16 protein-coding genes and 2 pseudogenes are annotated in these 18,665 nt (G+C 68.3%); 8 read left to right on the top strand and 10 right to left on the bottom strand.

The window, feature by feature from the left end; all coding sequences use genetic code 11:
- Positions 1-68: 68 nt before the first annotated feature.
- Together PKO50_RS02600 and PKO50_RS02595 are read left to right on the top strand one after the other, a co-directional pair.
- Positions 69-905, top strand: coding sequence for a hypothetical protein (locus PKO50_RS02600; protein ID WP_275628725.1), 837 nt, complete (start codon positions 69-71; stop codon positions 903-905).
- Positions 869-2,671: an autotransporter outer membrane beta-barrel domain-containing protein gene (locus PKO50_RS02595; protein ID WP_275628724.1), complete on the top strand. Its 1,803-nt coding sequence runs from the start codon at positions 869-871 to the stop codon at positions 2,669-2,671. Before PKO50_RS02600 ends, PKO50_RS02595 begins: the two co-directional genes overlap by 37 nt.
- Positions 2,672-2,739: 68 nt before the next feature.
- On the opposite strand, the gene PKO50_RS02590 is transcribed toward PKO50_RS02595, so the two are convergent.
- The 3 genes and pseudogenes from PKO50_RS02590 to acpA all read right to left on the bottom strand — a co-directional run bounded on the left by PKO50_RS02590 (position 2,740) and on the right by acpA (position 6,132).
- On the bottom strand, positions 2,740-3,126 hold the full coding sequence (locus PKO50_RS02590; RefSeq protein WP_275628723.1) for a hypothetical protein: 387 nt from the start codon (positions 3,124-3,126) through the stop codon (positions 2,740-2,742).
- Between the two features lie 182 nt (positions 3,127-3,308).
- Positions 3,309-4,274 (bottom strand): hypothetical protein, encoded by a 966-nt coding sequence (locus tag PKO50_RS02585; protein WP_275628722.1) that lies wholly within the window; start codon positions 4,272-4,274, stop codon positions 3,309-3,311.
- Between the two features lie 164 nt (positions 4,275-4,438).
- Positions 4,439-6,132: pseudogene (acpA, locus tag PKO50_RS02580) on the bottom strand (acid phosphatase).
- A gap of 191 nt (positions 6,133-6,323) precedes the next feature.
- Between acpA and PKO50_RS02575 the strand changes: the two are divergent.
- Entirely contained in the window at positions 6,324-7,526 is a 1,203-nt protein-coding gene (locus PKO50_RS02575; protein WP_275628721.1) for a glycosyltransferase family 1 protein, read from the top strand.
- On the opposite strand, the pseudogene PKO50_RS02570 reads toward PKO50_RS02575, so the two are convergent.
- The 4 genes and pseudogenes from PKO50_RS02570 to PKO50_RS02555 all read right to left on the bottom strand — a co-directional run bounded on the left by PKO50_RS02570 (position 7,527) and on the right by PKO50_RS02555 (position 11,410).
- Positions 7,527-8,485, bottom strand: a pseudogene (locus tag PKO50_RS02570) (DegV family protein). It abuts the gene before it with no gap.
- 195 nt (positions 8,486-8,680) lie between these two features.
- Complete coding sequence (locus PKO50_RS02565; RefSeq protein WP_275628720.1) at positions 8,681-9,793, bottom strand: NADH:flavin oxidoreductase; 1,113 nt, start codon at positions 9,791-9,793, stop codon at positions 8,681-8,683.
- 58 nt (positions 9,794-9,851) lie between these two features.
- Positions 9,852-10,445, bottom strand: coding sequence for a TetR/AcrR family transcriptional regulator (locus tag PKO50_RS02560; protein ID WP_275628719.1), 594 nt, complete (start codon positions 10,443-10,445; stop codon positions 9,852-9,854).
- A 74-nt stretch (positions 10,446-10,519) separates the two neighbouring features.
- Positions 10,520-11,410, bottom strand: a complete 891-nt coding sequence (locus PKO50_RS02555; protein WP_275628718.1) for a LysR substrate-binding domain-containing protein — start codon at positions 11,408-11,410, stop codon at positions 10,520-10,522.
- A gap of 109 nt (positions 11,411-11,519) precedes the next feature.
- Between PKO50_RS02555 and PKO50_RS02550 the strand changes: the two genes are divergently transcribed.
- The gene (locus PKO50_RS02550; protein ID WP_275628717.1) at positions 11,520-11,912 is read left to right on the top strand and encodes a tautomerase family protein; all 393 of its coding nucleotides are present in this window, start codon (positions 11,520-11,522) and stop codon (positions 11,910-11,912) included.
- Here PKO50_RS02550 and PKO50_RS02545 read toward each other — a convergent pair.
- The 3 genes from PKO50_RS02545 to PKO50_RS02535 all read right to left on the bottom strand — a co-directional run bounded on the left by PKO50_RS02545 (position 11,909) and on the right by PKO50_RS02535 (position 13,936).
- A complete protein-coding gene (locus PKO50_RS02545) occupies positions 11,909-12,649 on the bottom strand; it encodes a nitroreductase family protein (RefSeq protein ID WP_109934168.1) in 741 nt (246 codons plus the stop codon). The two genes, PKO50_RS02550 and PKO50_RS02545, sit on opposite strands and share 4 nt — an antisense overlap.
- A 115-nt stretch (positions 12,650-12,764) precedes the next feature.
- Entirely contained in the window at positions 12,765-13,247 is a 483-nt protein-coding gene (locus PKO50_RS02540; RefSeq protein ID WP_089389632.1) for a glutathione peroxidase, read from the bottom strand.
- A 203-nt stretch (positions 13,248-13,450) separates the two neighbouring features.
- Positions 13,451-13,936: a peptidylprolyl isomerase gene (locus PKO50_RS02535; protein ID WP_109934169.1), complete on the bottom strand. Its 486-nt coding sequence runs from the start codon at positions 13,934-13,936 to the stop codon at positions 13,451-13,453.
- Between PKO50_RS02535 and PKO50_RS02530 the strand changes: the two genes are divergently transcribed.
- The 4 genes from PKO50_RS02530 (at position 13,905) to PKO50_RS02515 (ending at position 18,653) form a co-directional block, all read left to right on the top strand.
- On the top strand, positions 13,905-14,237 hold the full coding sequence (locus PKO50_RS02530; protein ID WP_275628716.1) for a DUF3565 domain-containing protein: 333 nt from the start codon (positions 13,905-13,907) through the stop codon (positions 14,235-14,237). The two genes, PKO50_RS02535 and PKO50_RS02530, sit on opposite strands and share 32 nt — an antisense overlap.
- Before the next feature lie 5 nt (positions 14,238-14,242).
- On the top strand, positions 14,243-15,430 hold the full coding sequence (locus tag PKO50_RS02525) for an acetate kinase (RefSeq protein WP_275628715.1): 1,188 nt from the start codon (positions 14,243-14,245) through the stop codon (positions 15,428-15,430).
- Positions 15,431-15,489: 59 nt separating this feature from the next.
- A complete protein-coding gene (pta, locus tag PKO50_RS02520; protein ID WP_275628714.1) occupies positions 15,490-17,613 on the top strand; it encodes a phosphate acetyltransferase in 2,124 nt (707 codons plus the stop codon).
- Between the two features lie 125 nt (positions 17,614-17,738).
- Positions 17,739-18,653: an acyltransferase gene (locus PKO50_RS02515; RefSeq protein WP_109934172.1), complete on the top strand. Its 915-nt coding sequence runs from the start codon at positions 17,739-17,741 to the stop codon at positions 18,651-18,653.
- The last annotated feature ends 12 nt before the right edge of the window (positions 18,654-18,665 follow it).

Genomic DNA, 18,665 nt, shown 5'->3' with positions numbered 1-18,665 from the left:
CTCGTGCCCTGACGCGCGTTGGCTCAAGCCCCGCCCTTCCGCGAAGCGGCGGTGCAAGGAGGTGAACCATGCGATTCCAGAAGACAGCCCTGGCGCTTCACGTCGCCTTGGCCGCGGCCCTGTCATTGCCCATGCAGGGGGCCAACGCCGGCTGCACCGGCGATGTCGCCAGCAGCACCCTGACCTGCGACGTGCCCTTGTACTTCGGCAACCCCGCCGGCTACGACAACGTCGTGATCAACACCACCGCCAACGGCTCCACCGGCGGCAGCTCCGGCCTGGCCGGCTTCGGCATCTACGGCAACAGCTCGACCTACAACCTGAAGAACCTGCTGATCACCACCACCGGCTCCACCGCGGACGCCATCCAGGCCAACATCGGCACCAACAACATCCGCGCCGACTCGCTGACCATCGTCACCAGGGGCTCCTCGGCGGACGGCATCAATGTCACCGAGAACGCGATCAACTCGACGGTCACCATCGGCGACGGGGCCTCCATCACCGCCGAAGGCACGGGCATGGGCGTGCGCGCCAACACCTCGAAGAACGGCGGCAAGAACCAGATCGTGATCGGCAAGGATGCGCACGTCACCACCCATGGCGGCGCCTCCAACTGGCTCGACGGCACCGGCTACGCCGTGTACGCCGGCAACCGTGACCTGAGCGCGAGCAGCTACAAGGGTGACGCCGAAGTCACCCTGGGCGACGGCAGCGTGATCCTCACCAAGGGCAACGCGGCCCATGCCGTCTATGCCAACCGTGGCGGGGTGATCAACCTGGGCGACACCAGCATCGCCACCGAGAAGAACAACGCCTACGGCATCTACGCCCAGACACTCAGCGATGCCAATGGCCCCGTGGCGGCGTGGTCAACCTCGACGGCGACACCCGCGTCAGCGTGACCGACGGCAACCGGGCCCTCTACGCCAGCGGCGCCGGCTCGCGGATCAACAGCGGCCAGGCCGCCATCTACCACCTCGACAGCAGCGCGGCCAGCGACCAAGACGGTCGCCTGGGGGCCAGGCTGCTCGCCGACCAGGGCGGCGTCATCGACCTGAAGATGGCCGCCGGCTCCTACTTCAACGGCAGCACCGCCACCGCCAGCGCCGGGGAGATCCACCTGGCCATCGAGGGCGCCAGCCGCTGGGACCTGAGCGCCGACTCCAATCTCAGTTCGCTGAACCTGGGTAGCGGCGCCACCCTGGCCTACCTGCGCCAGGGGGACGCGAGCGACTACCAGTACAAGACCCTGACCGTGGACGGCGACTTCACCGGCGGTGGGCGCCTGGTGATGAACACCCACCTGGGCGACGACAACTCGGCCACCGACCGCCTGGTGGTCAATGGCGACACCTCCGGCGACACCCGGGTGACGGTGAACAACACCACCGGCACGGGCGAGCAGACCATCGAGGGCATCCGCATGATCGAGGTGGCCGGCTTGTCCGCCGGCGAGTTCCAGTCCGACCGGGTGACCGAAGGCGGCTACGAATACCTGCTGCGTCGTGGCGGTACCTTCGTCGGTTCCACCGGCTCGGACAAGGACTGGTACCTGACCTCCTACAAGCCCACCGTCGACCCAAAACCGGAACCCGAGCCCGAACCTGAACCGCAGCCGGAACCGGGGCCCGATCCCGATCCCGGCATCCCGCCCATCCCGGAGCCCCCGGCACCGCCCGCTCCACCCAGCGACAAGGACCGCATCCGCCAGCCGGAGGGCGGCGCCTACACCGCCAACCTGGCTGCTGCCAACACCCTGTTCCTGCACCGCCTGCACGACCGCACCGGCAACCTGACCTACGTCGATCCGGACACCGGCGAGGCCAGGACCTCGATGCTGTGGCTGCGCAGCGTCGACGGCGCCAGCCGCTGGAACGACAGCACCGGCCAGCTGAAGACCGAAAGCAACCGCTACGTCATCCAGCTCGGCAGTGACCTGCTGCGCTACAGCAACGACAAGGGCGACTGGGTGCTCGGGGTACTGGGCGGCTACGCCAACGGCAACTCCACCAGCCGCTCGCGGATCACCGGCTACAGCGCCAAGGGCGAGATCGATGGCTACAGCCTCGGCCTCTACGGCACCTGGTACGAGGACCGCGACGACGAGAACGGCGCCTATGTCGACACCTGGGTGCTGTACAACCGCTTCGACAACGAGGTGCATGGCGAGCAACTGGCCAAGGAGCACTACGACTCCGACGGCATCACCGCCTCCGTCGAGGCCGGCAAGACCTTCCGCGTAGCCCGCACCGAGAAGGCCAGCGTGTACGTGCAACCCCAGGCGCAAGTGGTCTACATGGGCGTCAAGGCCGACAGCCACCGCGAGGCCAACGGCACCCGCGTCACCGGGCGCGGCGACGGCAACCTCATGACCCGCCTGGGCGCCCGCGCCGCACTGCGCAGCAATGACGCGCAGGGCTTCGCCAGCACCTATGACGTCGAGCCCTACCTGGAGGCCAACTGGATCCACAACTCCGACGACTTCGGCGCGAAGATGGGCAACACCCGCTTCGACATGGACGGCGCCAACGACATCCTGGAGGTCAAGCTGGGCGCCACCAGCAAGCTCAACAGCCGGGTCAACGTCTGGGGCGAAGTGGCCCGCCAGCACGGCGACAACGGCTACCGCGACCAGGCCTTCACCCTGGGCCTGAAGGTCAACTTCTGAGCCGGCGGGTACAGGGGCAGGGTTCGCCCTGCCCTCCCGGCATCCCCCAGGCGGCGGGATGCCGGCCGCTACAACCCATCAGCCCTGAGGCAGTAGGTCTTGCCGTCCATATCCTTGCAGGGCCAGTTGTCCTCGATGTAGCTGTCCGGACGGAAACAGAAACCATCGTTCTTCACCCAGAAGACCTGCCAGCCAGAGCCGGAGATTCGCAGCTTGTTGCAGGCTTGATAATCCATGACATGGAGCGCCGCAGTAGTTCCGACTGCAAGCAGTGGGCTCACCACCAGCAGCGTTATCGACGCGACTTTCAGCAGTCGCTCGGCAATCTTGAGCCAAACCGGATTTTGCGAAGTGAGCGGTCGCCGGAAAATCAGGAGATGAACGCCACCCAATAATCCCAACGGCCCGATGAGCAGCGCGGAGATTGCACCGAAAACCGGATAGGCAGTTTCCACGATAGGAGCCTGTCGCCAGAGTCGTATGTATATGGGAAACAACATGTCCAAGCAAATTATTACACCAGCCCCGGTCAGCGCCATTCCAATAAGAATGAGTAAAAATCCCAAGGGTCTAAGCCAGTGTTCAGGTACAGGTATTACCGCCTGCTCAGGCATTTTCATAAGGTGGCTTAGCTCCCCTAAAAGTCATTAGAATTAGGGAAGCGAAACGGAACCCTTGGCAACGAGCCTGGCGGAAGACGCCGTAGCAGCCAGCCTTTGGCATCATGGATTGCTTCGTCAATGGCAGACTCGATCAACTTACCAAGTATATTCTCAGCATGACCCTGGATATCAAATTCGTCCAGTCTTTGGAATTTATCTGTAAGCATGGAGACATTGTCCACTGCATAGTTCAGGGAGTCTCTCACACGAGTCTTTATACCGAATTGCTTGTCAAGCATATTCAATCCAAGGCTGACAACAAACACAGTTACAGCGCCAGCAATGACCGGAAGAGCCACCAAACCGAAACCTGTGGCAAGAGCAGCCCCCACCGCATACCCAACCGCCGAAGCGATCCCCGCCTTGACCAACTCGATGCCAACGCCACCAAGCAAATCCAACATGCTCAACTGGTCGTTGAAGTACCACTCAAGGACCTCCAGACCCACTGCCACGTAGCAGGAAAGCCTGAAGCCACTGAGGGAGCTGCCGCGAATGCCGTAACGTCCTACGCCCATCTGGACCAGCTTGGCATTGTCGACGGAATAGCGCGTGCCAGTCAGTATCCGGCGCAGCCCCGGGTAACCGGACAGGACGACGTACTGCCTGCCTTGGTAGAACGTATATCTGATCCGAGTATTGAGGCCTCCGAGGTCCCGCACCAGCCGGACGAAGTTCACCGTGTCGAATGAACCCAGCGCAACCGGGACGCCCCAGGGGGTGCTCGCGAACGAATGAAACGGGCTGTCAAGATAGGCCCCTGAGCCATCGAACGGCCCGTTGGCTTGGCACAAGCCAGGCGCCCCGACCGGGGGCAAATGACTGGTCGCATGATCGCGGGCCAGTTGGTTGGCCTGTTCGACGGTGAGGAACAGGAGTTCGCGGTGGTTGGCGTCCAGCGAACGCCCCAGCTCGTCCAGTTGAGCGGTGGTCAGCCCCATGGGTGCTCCAACGGGTGATTCGGCCTTCCCCGTTCGGCGAGCGGGGGAAGCACAACGAATTACTCGCTGGTGCCGGGCATCGGCTGCCGGGCGTTTCCTGTTGGGCTGTAGGGTTTTGCGCTAAAAGCGGCATCGGCCCCGGCGCGTACCGGGGCGCTCTTTCTTCATGCGGTGAAACGCAGTGCCGCGGTCAGGTCGCCCATGGGCTGCTGGCCGCGGGCGCGCATGGCGTCGTCGCGCAGTTTCAGGCCGTCGAGCTTCTCCAGGTCGAACACCCGGGTGATCAGGCGCAGGATGGAGCCGGTGTCGTAGACCGTATGGTCCACCGTGCCGTGGCGCGCGAAGGGCGACACCACCAGCGCCGGGATGCGCGAGCCGGGACCCCAGCGGTCGCCCTGGGGCGGCGCCACGTGGTCCCACCAGCCGCCGTTCTCGTCCACGCTGATGACGATCACCATGTTCGGCCATTGCGGGCTTTCCATCAGGTGCTTCACCGCGCGCACGATGTGGCGGTCGCCGCTGGCCACGTCGGCGTAGCCGGCGTGCATGTTGAGGTTGCCCTGGGGCTTGTAGAAGGTCACCGCCGGCAGCGTGCCGGCGCGGGCGTCGGCGAAGAAGCGGTTGCTCGACGGGTCGTCGCCCAGGCCGCCGTCGCGCAGGCGCTTCGCGCGTTCCTCGAGGTGTTCCGGGCCCTGCTGGACGAAGTAGTTGAACGGCTGGTGGTGGTACTGGAAGTTGGGGATCCTGGGAATGCCAGCGGAGTTCCTGTACTGCTCCAGGGTGGCTTCCCAGGCGCCGGCGTACCAGGCCCAGTCGACGCCCTTCTTGCTCAGCTTGTCGCCGATGTGCTCGTGGCGCTGCGGCACCATCACGTTGGGCTGGCCGGGCAGCGCGTAGTCCGGGCGCTGGGGGTCGCGCTGCACGGTCGGCCAGAACGGCGGGAGCATGGTGTTGACGCCGTAGCCGTCGGGGGTCAGGGCGCTGGGGCCGAACTTCGGTGCGCCGCCGCTGACGCTGGCCGGCGAATCCTCCAGGGGTTGCAGGCGCGGGTCGGCGGGGTCGTCGCTCATCAGTTGGGCGATCTGTGTGCGGGCCGGCGAGTCTTGCACGTCCGGGTACACCGGCGGGGTGGCCGCCACCAGGTACTGGTGGTTGAGGAAGGAACCACCGAAGGCGCCCTGGAAGAAGTTGTCGCACAGCACGAAGTCCCGGGCCAGGTCCCACAGGCGCAGGCTGTAGGGGCTCTGCGCGTAGTAGCCCATGGGCAGCGCGCCGGAGTCGGCCCAGGCGACGAACATGTCGTTGCGCCCGCCGTTGATCTGCATCTGGTTCTGGTAGAACACGTGCCAGAGGTCGCGGGTCACCAGGCCCAGGGGCAGGTCCTCGCCCTGCGGGCCCTTGAGCGCGAAGGGCGCGTTGGCCAGGTTCTCCTGGTACTGCACGCCCTCGGCGTAGCTCACCCCTTCCAGGCTCTGGCCGACCTGCAGCACGCCGCCATACACCGGCGGCAGCTGGTCCAGCAGGCTGCCGTCGCGGTCGCGCTGCCGGTAGTCGGCCGGCTGCAGCGACGACAGCGGTTTCTCCACGCCGGGGAAGTCGCCGAACAGGTTGTTGAAGCTGCGGTTCTCGGCGTAGATCACCACGACGGTCTTCACCTGCTCGCGCAGCGCCCGGTCCAGTTCGGCGCCGCTCAGCTCGCGCACGGCTTCGGCGGCCTGGGCCGTACCCTCGCCCACCAGGCCGGCCAGCGCCGCCCCGGCCCCAGGGCCGCGGCACCGCCGAGGAAGCGGCGGCGGCCGGCGTCCGGCAGTGGCTGGGCAAGGTCCTGCCCGGGATTCTGATCGCGCTTGTCGCTCATCGACGGCTCCCTGTTATCGGAAATCGCGGCTATCGGAAATCGCGGCACTCTAGCAGCCCCGTGTGACAGCCAGGCGAAGGCTCTATGACAGGCATTTCCCAAGCTCCCGCGGGAAACGCCCGAATCGCCCGTCACATTTCCGCAATCCAGGCGTCACACCCGCTACACCGGCCGGGCGGAGACTGCCGTTCATGAGCACGACTCCCCTGCGCATCGCGCTGATCAGCGAAACCTTCCCGCCGGAGATCAACGGTGTGGCCAACACCCTCGGGCGCCTCGCCGCCGGGCTGCTGCAGCTCGGCCACCGGGTGCAGGTGGTGCGCCCGCGGCAGAGCGTCGACGACGGCCGCCACAGCGACGACGAGCTGCTGCTCACCCGCGGCTGGCCGCTGCCCGGCTACCCCGGCCTGCAATGGGGCCAGTCGTGCCTGCACAAGCTGCTGCGGCACTGGCGGCGGCTGCGCCCGGACGTGCTCTACATCGCCACCGAAGGCCCGCTCGGGCTGGCCGCCCTGCGCGCCGCCAGGCGCCTGCGGATCCCCGCCCTGAGCGGCTTCCACACCAATTTCCAGCAGTACGGCGCGCACTACGGCCTGGGCCCGCTGACGCGCCTGGTAACCGCCTACCTGCGCTGGTTCCACAACCGCACCCTGCGCACCCTGGTGCCCAGCGCCAGCCAGGCGCTGGAGCTGGAACGCCGCGGCTTCGCCCACCTCGCCCAGTTGGCGCGCGGCGTGGACGGCCAGCTGTTCCAGCCCGGCCGCCGCGACGACGCCTTGCGCCGCGAGTGGGGCCTGGGCGAGCAGGACATCGCCGTGCTGCACGTCGGCCGCCTGGCCGCGGAGAAGAACCTCGGCCTGCTCGGCCGTGCTTTCAATCAACTGCGAGCAGCCCATCCGCAACTGAATCTGCGCCTGGTGATAGTCGGCGATGGCCCGCAGCGCGCGCAGCTCGCCCGCGAATTGCCCGGGGCGGTGTTCTGCGGCCTGCAGCGCGGCGAGGAGCTGGCCCGACACTACGCCAGCGGCGACCTGTTCCTCTTCCCCAGCCTCTCCGAGACCTTCGGCAACGTGGTCCTGGAGGCCCTGGCCTCGGGCCTGGCGGTGGTCGCCTACGACCAGGCCGCCGCGGCCCAGCACATTCGCCACGGGCACGACGGCGCCCTGGCGATTCCCGGCGACGAGGCCGCCTTCATCGATGCCGCCAGCTGGCTGCTGGAAGACCGCGAGCACCTGCGCCGGGTGCGCCTGAACGCCCGCCAGCACGCCGGGCGCCTGGAATGGCGCGGCATCGTCGAACGCTTCGAGGGCTACCTGCTGGAGGCCGTCCGCCAGCCGCTGCCGGCGACGGCCGACGGCAGCGGCGCGCTGGGCGCCGATACCGTGCGCAAGTGATCAGGCGAAGGGCTTGGGCTCGGCGGCGAAGGACAGGCTCATGGCCCCGGAGCCGAGGTTGATGCCCCCGGTCGGGCTGAGCATGCCCAGGTGCATGGCGATGCCGCGTTCGCCGCAGGCCTTCTCCAGCGCCTCGAAGCCCGGCAGGTCGCGCAGCGCCGATGGGTCGCCGGCGTAGCTCAGGCCGACGTGCGGGGCCAGCAGCTCGCCGGCCTCCACCCGCGCGCGGGCGAAGTTGAGCAGGCGCTCGGCGGATTTCTCGTAGTTCGGCGACACCGACACCGGCTTGTCCTCGCCCTGCACCAGGCTCAGCACCGGCTTCATGTCGAGCATCGAGCCGATGCCGAGGAAGGCGCCGCGCAGGCGGTCGCCGATGCTGCTGCGGTCGCCCTTCTGGAAGCCGCGGCGACGCACGTGGCCCAGGTCGTTGGCGACCAGGAAGGTGTTCATCTGCTGGCTCAACTGCTCCAGGCGCGTGCGGATGGCGTTGGGGTGCTGGTCCTCGCCGAGCAGGCGCGCGCCTTCGGCAGCCAGCACCGCCAGGCCGGCGAACACCGTCTGGCTGTCCACCACGCGCAGCGCGAAGGGGCCGTTGATGCCGGCGGCGGCGCGGCGCTCGCGGTAGTTCTGCAGCAGGCCGAAGGAGGCCTGGGTGGCATTGTCGAAGATCGGGCTGCGCGCGCTGCTGACGGTCAGGCAGATGACGTAGTCGAAGTCGGTGACCAACTGTTCGAGGAACCAGGCCTGGGTTTCCGCGGCGGTCAGCGGCTCGCTGCCGTCCTCCGGGGCGACCTTGGGCAGGTCCTCGGAATAGAAGCGCAGGGTGGTCTCGGGGTCGCGGTCATCGATGATCCGGCGCTGGCCCAGCCGGATGCCGATGGGCAGTACGCGGATATTGTTAGCGGCAAGGAATTCGGGGGCAGGTCGCAGGTCGCATCCACCACCAGGCCAATCCGCATGGCTTAGCTCCTTTGGCCGTGTGCCGGCCTATTGTTGTGTTGGCGGCCCTACAATGCCCGTTTCCGACATTCAAGTCAGCAGATCGGAAGGCCTGCTTCGGAAAAGATTTGTAAATACGGCAGAAATGCCCTTAGGACTCTGACGAAAGAAACCGCCCGGGGATGTCCCCGGGCGGTTTCGTCGATCCGTGGCGATCAGGCCAGAGACATCAGCGCATCGCGGCTGAACGGCTTGATGTCGGCCAGGCGGCCGTCGCGCACCTTCAGCGCCCAGTCCGGGTCCACCAGCAGCGCACGGCCCACCGCCACCAGGTCGAACTCGTGCTTGCCCAGGCGCTCCAGCAGGCCTTCGATGCCCGAGGGCTGGGCCACTTCGTCGGTCTTGCCGAAAAAGGCGAGGAACTCGCTGCCGTCCAGGCCGACGTTGCCCACGGTGATGGTCGGCTTGCCGGTGAGCTGGCGCGTCCAGCCGGCCAGGTTGAGGTCCGAGCCTTCGAACTCGGGAATCCAGAAGCGGCGGGTCGAGCAGTGGAAGATGTCCACGCCGGCGTCCGACAGCGGCTTGAGGAAGGCCGCCAGTTCTTCCGGGGTCTGCACCAGGCGCGCGCTGTAGTCCTGCTGCTTCCACTGCGAGAAACGGAAGATGATCGGGTAGTCCGGGCCCACCGCCTCGCGCACGGCGCGGATCAGCTCGATGGCGAAGCGCGAACGGTTGGCCAGGCTGCCGCCGTATTCGTCGGTGCGCTTGTTGCTGCCGTCCCAGAAGAACTGGTCGATCAGGTAGCCGTGGGCGCCGTGGATCTCCACGCCGTCCATGCCGATGGCCTTGGCGTCGCGGGCGGCCTGGGCGAAGGCGGCGATGACTTCCTGGATGTCCTCTTTGGTCATCTCGTGGACCAGTTCCTGGCCGTCCTTCACCTTGCCGCTGGGGCCGTAGCCGGGGACGCTGGCGTCCGGCTCGGTGCCCAGGCGGCGCACGGAACCGACGTGCCACAGCTGCGGGACGATCTTGCCGCCTTCGGCGTGCACCGCGTCGACCACCTGCTTCCAGCCGGCCAGGGCGTCCTCGCCGTAGAAGCGCGGCACGTTCGGGTAGCCGTTGGCGGCCTTGTGGCCGACGGTGGTGCCTTCGGTGACGATCAGCCCGACGCCGGCGGCGGCGCGGCGGCGGTAGTACTCCACCACCTGGGCGTGGGGCACGCCGCCCGGGCTGAAGTTGCGGGTCATCGGGGCCATGACCACGCGGGTCGGCAGCTCCAGGTTGCCGAGGCGGAAGGGTTCGAACAGGCTCTCTACGGATGCGCTCACGAAAGTTCTCCAGGGACGGCCGGGTGGCCGGGCGTCCCGTCAGTGGGTTGCACGATGTTCAGGCCGCCAGCACCCGCTCCAGGCGGGCGATGAAGGCTTCCATGGGTTGCAGCGAGCCGCTGGTCTTCAGCCGCCCCAGCACGCCCTGCCAGGCGTTGGCGATGAAGGCGGCGAGGTTCTCGCAGTCCTCGTCCGCCGCCAGCTCGCCGGCGCGCTGCGCCTGGGCCAGGCAGTCGCGGAGGATGTCGGCGCCGCGCTGGAGGATGGCGTCGACCTTGGCGCCGATGGCCGGCGACAGTTCGGCCATCTCGAAGCTCAGGCTGCCGATGAAGCAGTGGTACTCGGCCTTTTCCTGGCGGGCGAAGTGCGCCATCAGCTCGGCGTAGTAGTCGAGGATGCGCGCCCGCGGGCCCAGCGCCGGGTTGCCCAGGGCCTCGGCGTAGCGCTGCAGGCGCGGGCCGTAGATCTGCTCCAGGGCCTGCAGGGCGAAGTCTTCCTTGCTGTCGAAGTAGTGGTAGAAGGAACCCTTGGGGATGCCCGCGGCCTGGACGATGTCCTGCACCCCGGTGCCGTGGTAGCCGCAGCGGGTCATGACCGCCGAGCCCTTGGCCAGGATGAGGTCGCGCTTGTCGAGTCGGATGCTGGTGTTCATGGGGCGCAGGATATGACCGGTCGTCTCGCCCTGCCCAGCACTATTGATGGCGGTGATCGTCCTTCAGAAATCCGTCAGCGTTCGCCTAGGCCTTGCAGGGTTTCCGCCACCCCGCCGCGCAGCAGTTCCGCCAGGCGCGCAGCCACCGGCTCGGGATCGGCCTCGCCATGATGCAGGCACAGGCCCAGCGGGGGCAGTTGCGGCAGGCCGCTGCGCGCGTCATCCAGGCGCTCGACGTTGGGCGGCAGGCCCAGCGGCGTGCGCAGGCCGATGCCGAGCCCGGCGGCCACCGCCGCCCAGATGCCGGACAGCCCGGCGCTGGTGAAGGCCACGCGCCAGGCGATGCCGGCGCGGTCGAGGGCCGCGGTGGCGGCGCTGCGCAGCAGGCAGGGCGCCTCCAGCACCGCCAGCGGCAGCGGCTGGCCGAGGTCCGGCGCGGGCGCGCCGATGGCGCCGATCCAGCATTGCGGCACGGCGCCCAGGGTTTCCTGGTGGGGCGTGCGCTCGCCGGCGTCCCAGGCCAGGGCGAGGTCCAGTTCGCCGTTGCGCACGCCACGGATCAGCTCCTGGTTGCGCGCGGTGCGCACTTCGATGCGCACCTTCGGGTGGGCGCGGGCGAAGCGGCCGAGCACCGCCGGCAGCAGCGTCTCGCCGAAGTCCTCCTGCAGGCCCAGGCGCACCTGCCCTTCGAGGCTGGCGCCACGCAGCGCGCCGGCGGCCTCGTCGTTCAGCTCCAGCAGGCGGCGGGCATAGGCCAGCAGCGTCTCGCCGGCGTCGGTCAGCGCCATGCCGCGGCCCTCGCGGCGCAGCACCGGGGTGCCGGCCTGCTCTTCCAGCTTCTTCAGTTGCGCGCTCACCGCCGAGGTGGAGCGCCCCAGGCGTTCGGCGGCGCGGGCGAAGCTGCCCAGCTCGACGCCGGCGACGAAGGTGCGCAGCACGTCCAGATCGAAGTTCACCCGGGCCATGGCAACCATCCTGCTTTATCGAAGTATCGGTGAAATATTTCCCGATTTTACGAACAAAAATGCCGCGCTACTCTGACCCCGTCAAGCCACCTCACCGGAGACCCGAACCATGCCCTACGCCCGCATCTCCCTGCTCAAGGGCAAGTCGCCCGAGTACCTGCGCCAGCTGTCGGACAACGTCTACCGCGCCATGCACGAAGCCTTCGACGTGCCGGCCAACGACCGCTTCCAGATGATCCACCAGCACGAGCCCTGGGAGCTGTTCTTCGACCGCGACTATCTGGGCGGCCCGCGCTCGGACGGCTTCGTGCTGATCGCCATCACCGCCGGGCGACCGCGCGATGCGCAGACCAAGCAGGCGTTCTACCGGCGCCTGGTGCAGTTGCTCGGGGAAAGCCCCGGCATCGCCGCCGAGGACGTGATGGTGCAGGTCAGCACCAGCGCCAGCGAGGACTGGTCGTTCGGCGGCGGACGCATGGGCATCGGCGCCCAGCCGGGCTAGTGCCAGCTGACGTGCTGCTCCAGCGGGAAGCGCAGGCGCGGGTTGTACACCCCGCGCTCGCTGGCCCGGCCCACCGCCAGCAGCATGATCGGCACGGCCCGCGGCGGGATGTCCAGTACGCGGCGCAGGCGCACCTCGTCGAAGCCCTCCATGGGGCAGCTGGCGTAGCCGTGGCTCTGCACCGCGAGCATCAGGTTCTGCGCCGCCAGGGCCGTGGACTTCACCGCCCACAGGCGCATCTGCCCATGGCTGTTGGGCGTGCGCATCAATGGCCGGCGCAGGCCGGCCAGGCGCACCAGGCAACGCTTGAACAGGCCGCGCAGGCCGAAGGCGCCCTGGTCGTACTGGAAGGGCGCGGCTTTCGCGTAGAACTTGCGCACCTGTTCCGGCACCTGCGGCTCCGGCCACTGCTCGACCACCTGGCGGCAGGCCTCGCGCCAGGTGTCCGGGCGCGCCAGCACGGCTATCAGCACCGGCGCGGTGCGCGCGGCGTTCTGGTTCAGGCAGACTTCGTGCAGGCGCTGGCGCAGCGCCGGCTCGCGGATCACCTGGAAGCTCCAGGGCTGCAGGTTGCAGGAGTTGGGCGCGAGGGTCGCCAGCTCCAGGCAGTCGCGCAGCACCGCGTCCGGCACCGGCTCGTCGGTGAAGCGGCGCACCGAGCGGCGCTGCTCGATGAGCTGGCGCAGGGCGGCCGGCCCGCAGGCAAGGTCAGGGGTTTCGGCGACGAATCGGGTCATGGCGGCGTCCTCGGTCGGTCCGGGGATTAAACCCGGCCAGCGGCGCCGCGCACAGGCGTAGGAGAGAAATGCCGGCAGGATTGGCGCAAGCGCCCTCACCTGCCGGGGCGCGGGCTCAGCCCAGGGCCTTCTCGATGGCCTGCACCAGGGCCGGATCGTCCGGCGTGGTGCGCGGGCTGAAGCGGGCCAGCACGCGGCCGTCGGGGGCGAGCAGGAACTTCTCGAAGTTCCAGGTGATGTCGCCGGGGAACTCGGCGCCCTCGCCCGCCAGCAGGCGGTACAGCGGATGGCGCTCGGAGCCGTTGACCTCGAGCTTGGCCGACATCGGGAAGCTGACGCCGTAGTTCAGCGAGCAGAACGACTGGATTTCCGTCTCGCTGCCCGGTTCCTGGCCGGCGAACTGGTTGCAGGGCAGGCCCAGGACCACGAAGCCGCGGTCGCGGTATTGCTGGTAGAGCTTCTCCAGCCCGGCGTACTGCGGGGTCAGACCACACCTGGAGGCGACGTTCACCACCAGCACCACCTTGCCCTTCAATGGGGAGAGCGGCAGATCCTGGCCGTCCAGGCCACGCAGAGTCAGATCGTGAAAAGCGCTCATTGGAGTACTCCTTGAATGAAATAGGCACACGAAGTGCCGTGCGCCCGGCCGGACAAGTCGTCCACGCAGCGCATCCCAGTCGGTTCGGGAAAAAGGCCCAGCATCCGTGCATGCGAAAGGCGCCCTCAGGCGCCTTTCACGGGTACAAGCTTAGCAGCTCCGACCGGGTGTCACCGGGCCATCAATCGGCCCGACGAAACACCTCAGTGGTGGTGGCCGCCTTCGCCATGGATGTGGCCGTGGGCGACTTCCTCGGCGGAAGCGTCGCGCACGTTGACCACCTTGACCTTGAAGTTCAGGCGCTGGCCGGCCAGCGGGTGGTTGCCGTCGACGGTCACGTCGTCGCCGTCGATGTCGCGGATGGTGACGATCTGCATGCCGCCGTCCGGCGCCGAAGCGTGGAACTGCATGCCGACCTGCAGCTCGTCGACGCCTTCGAACATCTCGCGGCTCAGGGTGGCGACCAGTTCGGCGCTGTATTCGCCGTAGGCTTCGCCCGGCTCGATGGCGACGTCCAGCTCGTCACCGACCTGCTTGCCTTCCAGGGCCTTCTCCAGGCCGGAAATGATGTTGCCGGCACCATGCAGGTAAACCAGCGGAGCGCCGCCGGCGGAACTGTCGATGACCTCACCTGCGTCGTTGGTCAGGGTATAGTCGATGGAAACCGCCTTGTTGGCTGCGATCTGCATGGGGAAGAACCTTTCGGAAAAAGAAATTGAGCGGGCAAGTTTACGCCGGGCCGGGGATGAAAGCGACCCGAAGGCGGACGGATGGCCCGTGCGCGAGCCGCCACGCCTGCTTGACTTCCATCAGGACGAGGACGGCCACTGGGTGGCAGTGTTGTCCTGCGGCCATACCCAGCACCTGCGCCACCAGCCGCCCTGGCAGTCGCGCCCCTGGGTGCTGGACGCCGAGGCGCGCGCGGCGCTGCTCGGCCGGCCCTTCGCCTGCGGCTGGTGCGCGCGGGCATCCCACCCCGACAAGGACTGACAAGCATGGCGGCACGCAACATCCTGGTAATCAACTGCGGCAGTTCCTCGATCAAGTTCGCCCTGGCCAGCGAGGACCGCGAGGGCTTCGTCCTCCACGGCCTGGCCGAGCGCCTGGGCGAGCCCGGGGCGGTGCTCGGCTGGGTCCGCGGCGGCCAGCGCGACAGCCTGGAGCTGGGCGACGGCGCCGGCCACGAAGCGGCCCTGGCGCGCCTGCTGCCGCTGGTGGAGCAGGCCGTGAAGGGCCCGCTGCACGCCATCGGCCACCGCGTGGTGCACGGCGGCGAGCGCTTCACCCAGGCCTGCCGGATCGACGCCGAGGTGCTCCAGGCGATCCGCGACACCGTGCCCCTGGCGCCGCTGCACAACCCGGCCAACCTGCTGGGCATCGAGGCGGCCATGGCGCTTTATCCACAGTTGCCCCACGTCGCCGTGTTCGACACTGCCTTCCACCAGAGCCTGCCGCCGCGCGCCTACCGCTACGCCCTGCCGGAGCCGCTGTACCGCGAGCAGCACGTGCGCCGCTACGGCTTCCACGGCACCAGCCACCGCTACGTCAGCCACCGCGCCGCCGAGATCAGCGGCCTGGCCCTGGGCGACAGCTACTGGATCTGCGCGCACCTGGGCAACGGCAGCTCCACCTGCGCCATCGCCGAGGGCCAGAGCCGCGACACCAGCATGGGCCTGACGCCGCTGGAAGGCCTGGTGATGGGCACCCGCAGCGGCGACGTCGACCCCAACCTGCACAGCCACCTGGCGCGCACCCTGGGCTGGAGCCTGGAGAAGATCGACCACATGCTCAACCACGACAGCGGCCTGCTCGGCCTGTCGGGGCTGTCCAACGACATGCGCACCCTGGAGCACGCCCGCGAGCAGGGCCACGCCAACGCGGCCCTGGCCATCGAGGTGTTCTGCTACCGCCTGGCCAAGTCCCTGGCGGCCATGAGCTGCGCCCTGCCGCGCCTGGACGGGCTGATCTTCACCGGCGGCATCGGCGAGAACTCGCCCCTGGTGCGCAACCTCACGGTGCAGCACCTGCACGTGATGAACCTGCAGCTCGACGGCGAGGCCAACGCCCGCTGCGTGCGCGGCGTCGAGGGGCCGATCCACGCGCAGGGCCACCCGCGGGTGCTGGTGATCCCGACCAACGAGGAACGCCAGATCGCCCTCGACACCCTGGCCGTGCTCGGCTGAAGATTGTCACTCCGGCCCCACAAGGGCCGCAGCGAAACCGAACGGCTTAAGGAGCCCGGATGCACACCTTCTTCATCGCCCCCACCGGCTTCGGCGTGGGCCTCACGTCCATCAGCCTGGGCCTGATCCGCGCCCTGCAGCGCGCCGGCCTGAAGGTCGGCTTCTACAAACCCATCGCCCAGCCGCAGCCCGGCGACGACGGCCCGGAACGCTCCAGCGAGCTGGTGGCCCGCACCCACGGCCTCAAGCCACCCACCCCGCTGCCCCTGGGCAAGGTCGAGCGGATGCTCGGCGACGGCCTGCTGGACGACCTGCTCGAAAGCATCATCCACGAGTACCGGGCCGCCGCCGAGGGCCAGGACGTGATGATCATCGAGGGCATGGTCCCCACCCGCCACGTCAGCTACGCCGCGCGCATCAACTTCCACCTGGCCAAGAGCACCGACGCCGAGGTGATCCTGGTCTCGGCGCCGGAGAACGAGACGCTCAACGAGCTGTGCGACCGCCTGGAGATCCAGGCCCAGCTGTTCGGCGGCGCCCACGACCCGAAACTGCTCGGGGTGATCCTCAACAAGGTCCGCGACGTCGACGGCGAAGGCCGCCCGCTGGAAGGCGAGGCCGCCGCCCAGCGCTTCGCCTCGCGCCTGAGCGAGCATTCGGCGCTGATGCGCGGCGGCGAGTTCCGCCTGCTTGGCTGCATCCCCTGGCAGGACGACCTCAACGCCCCGCGCACCCGCGACGTGGCCGACCTGCTCGACGCCAGCGTGCTCAACGCCGGCGACTACGAGCAGCGCCGCGTGCAGAAGATCATCCTCTGCGCGCCCTCGGCGCCGAACACCGTGCACCTGCTCAAGCCCGGCGTGCTGGTGGTGGTGCCGGGCGACCGCGACGACATCATCCTCGCCGCGTGCCTGGCGGCCATGAACGGCGTGCCCCTGGCCGGCCTGCTGCTGTGCAGCGGCCTGGCCCCGGACGCGCGGATCATGGAGCTGTGCCGCAGCGCCCTGCAGAGCGGGCTGCCGGTGCTGACGGTGAACACCGGCTCCTTCGACACCGCCGGCGACCTCACGCGGATGAACAAGGAGATCCCCATCGACGACCGCGAGCGCGCCGAGCGCGTCACCGAGTACGTCGCCGGGCACATCGACTTCGAATGGCTGCGCGAGCGCTGCGGCGCGCCACACGAGCCGCGCCTGTCGCCGCCGGTGTTCCGCTACCAGCTGACCCAGCGCGCCGCCCACGCCGGCAAGCGCATCGTCCTGCCCGAGGGCAGCGAGCCGCGCACCGTGCAGGCGGCGGTGATCTGCCACGCCCGCGGCATCGCCCGCTGCGTGCTGCTGGCCAAGCCCGACGACGTCCAGGCGGTGGCGCAGATGCTCGGCATCGCCCTGCCCGCGGACCTCGAGGTCATCGACCCGGACCGGGTCCGCAGCCGCTACGTCGACCCCATGGTGGCGCTGCGCAAGGGCAAGAACCTCAACGCGCCCATGGCCGAGCAGCAGCTGGAGGACAACGTGGTGCTGGGCACCATGATGCTCGCCCTGGACGAGGTGGACGGCCTGGTCTCCGGGGCCATCCACACCACCGCCAACACCATCCGCCCGGCGCTGCAGCTGATCAAGACCGCGCCCGGCTACAACCTGGTGTCCTCGGTGTTCTTCATGCTGCTGCCCGACCAGGTGGTGGTCTACGGCGACTGCGCGGTGAATCCCGACCCTTCGGCCAGTGACCTGGCGGAAATCGCCCTGCAGAGTGCCGACTCGGCGCAGGCCTTCGGCATCACCCCGCGGGTGGCGATGATCAGCTACTCCACGGGGGACTCGGGAACCGGCGCGGATGTCGAGAAAGTGCGGGAAGCGACGCGCATCGCGCAGGAAAAACGCCCCGATCTGTTGATCGACGGGCCCTTGCAGTATGATGCCGCCGCCGTCGCCGGCGTCGGCCGCCAGAAGGCCCCCGACAGCCCGGTGGCCGGCCGCGCCACCGTGTACGTGTTCCCCGACCTGAACACCGGGAACACCACCTACAAGGCGGTGCAGCGCAGCGCCGACTGCATCAGCATCGGCCCCATGCTGCAAGGCTTGCGCAAGCCGGTGAACGACCTGTCGCGCGGCGCCCTGGTGGAAGACATCGTCTACACCATCGCGCTCACCGCGATCCAGGCCGACACGCAACAGACCTGACACCAGGAGGGCCGCCCGCGGGCGGCCCAGGCCAACGCCGGCACAGGAAGGTGCCACCGCCAACAGCGGGGCCGGAACCCCGACCACGCGCCGCCCCGTGCGTCGCCCATGTACAAGGAACGCCAATGCTCAACTTCCTTCCCCATGCCCTGCGCGGCTCGCTCGCCGGCCTGCTGCTGATCGTCAGCACCCTGTGCTGGTGCATCCCGCTGTTCGGCATGACGCTGTTCAAGCTGCTGCTGCCCTTCGCCCCCGCCCAGGCGCTGTGCCGGCGGATCATGGGGCTGATCGCCGAAGGCTGGATCAGCTGCAACAAGGGCTGGATGAACCTGGTGCAGCGCACCCGCTGGAACGTCGAAGGACTGGAGGGCCTGGAGTACGACCATTCCTACCTGGTCACCAGCAACCACCAGAGCTGGGTCGACATCCTCGTGCTGCAGTACCAGCTCAACCGCCGCCTCCCGCTGCTGCGTTTCTTCCTCAAGCAGCAGCTGATCTGGGTGCCCGTCATCGGCCTGTGCTGGTGGGCGCTGGATTTCCCCTTCATGAAGCGCTACAGCAAGGCCTACCTGGCCAGGCACCCGGAGAAGCAGGGCCAGGACCTGGCCACCACCCGCAAGGCCTGCGCCAAGTTCAAGCGCATCCCGGTGGCCATCTTCAACTTCCTCGAAGGCACCCGCTTCACCCGCGCCAAGCACGACGAGCAAGGCTCGCCCTTCCAGCACCTGCTCAAGCCCAAGGCCGGCGGCATCGCCTTCGTCCTCGACGCCATGGGCGAGCAGCTGCGCACCCTGGTCAACGTCACCATCCACTACCCCGACGGCAGCCCGACCTTCTGGTGCCTGCTGTCCGGGCGCCTGAAGCGCGTGGTGGTGCGCTTCGAGGAACTGGAGATCCCGCGGCAGTTCATCGGCAAGAGCTACGACCAGGACGCGGACTACCGCGCCGAATTCCAGCGCTGGGTGAACCAGCTGTGGGAGCGCAAGGACCAGTTGCTGGCGCAGCTGCACCGCGAGTACCCGGCTGGGGCCAAGGCTTGAGGGTGTGTGCTT

Source organism: Pseudomonas sp. 273, assembly GCF_029201425.1.
GTDB lineage: Bacteria > Pseudomonadota > Gammaproteobacteria > Pseudomonadales > Pseudomonadaceae > Pseudomonas > Pseudomonas delhiensis.
This window is presented reverse-complemented; position numbering and strand designations above follow the sequence as displayed.

Excerpts from the sequence above, each read along its gene's own strand:
- PKO50_RS02600 (WP_275628725.1), top strand. The coding sequence starts at position 69 with ATGCGATTCCAGAAGACAGCCCTGGCGCTTCACGTCGCCTTGGCCGCG.
- PKO50_RS02525 (WP_275628715.1), top strand. The coding sequence starts at position 14,243 with ATGGCGGCACGCAACATCCTGGTAATCAACTGCGGCAGTTCCTCGATC.
- PKO50_RS02560 (WP_275628719.1), bottom strand. The coding sequence starts at position 10,445 with ATGAACACCAGCATCCGACTCGACAAGCGCGACCTCATCCTGGCCAAG.
- PKO50_RS02555 (WP_275628718.1), bottom strand. The coding sequence starts at position 11,410 with ATGGCCCGGGTGAACTTCGATCTGGACGTGCTGCGCACCTTCGTCGCC.
- PKO50_RS02535 (WP_109934169.1), bottom strand. The coding sequence starts at position 13,936 with ATGCAGATCGCAGCCAACAAGGCGGTTTCCATCGACTATACCCTGACC.
- PKO50_RS02545 (WP_109934168.1), bottom strand. The coding sequence starts at position 12,649 with ATGACCCGATTCGTCGCCGAAACCCCTGACCTTGCCTGCGGGCCGGCC.
- PKO50_RS02550 (WP_275628717.1), top strand. The coding sequence starts at position 11,520 with ATGCCCTACGCCCGCATCTCCCTGCTCAAGGGCAAGTCGCCCGAGTAC.
- PKO50_RS02585 (WP_275628722.1), bottom strand. The coding sequence starts at position 4,274 with ATGGGGCTGACCACCGCTCAACTGGACGAGCTGGGGCGTTCGCTGGAC.
- pta (WP_275628714.1), top strand. The coding sequence starts at position 15,490 with ATGCACACCTTCTTCATCGCCCCCACCGGCTTCGGCGTGGGCCTCACG.
- PKO50_RS02540 (WP_089389632.1), bottom strand. The coding sequence starts at position 13,247 with ATGAGCGCTTTTCACGATCTGACTCTGCGTGGCCTGGACGGCCAGGAT.
- PKO50_RS02575 (WP_275628721.1), top strand. The coding sequence starts at position 6,324 with ATGAGCACGACTCCCCTGCGCATCGCGCTGATCAGCGAAACCTTCCCG.
- PKO50_RS02515 (WP_109934172.1), top strand. The coding sequence starts at position 17,739 with ATGCTCAACTTCCTTCCCCATGCCCTGCGCGGCTCGCTCGCCGGCCTG.
- PKO50_RS02530 (WP_275628716.1), top strand. The coding sequence starts at position 13,905 with ATGGAAACCGCCTTGTTGGCTGCGATCTGCATGGGGAAGAACCTTTCG.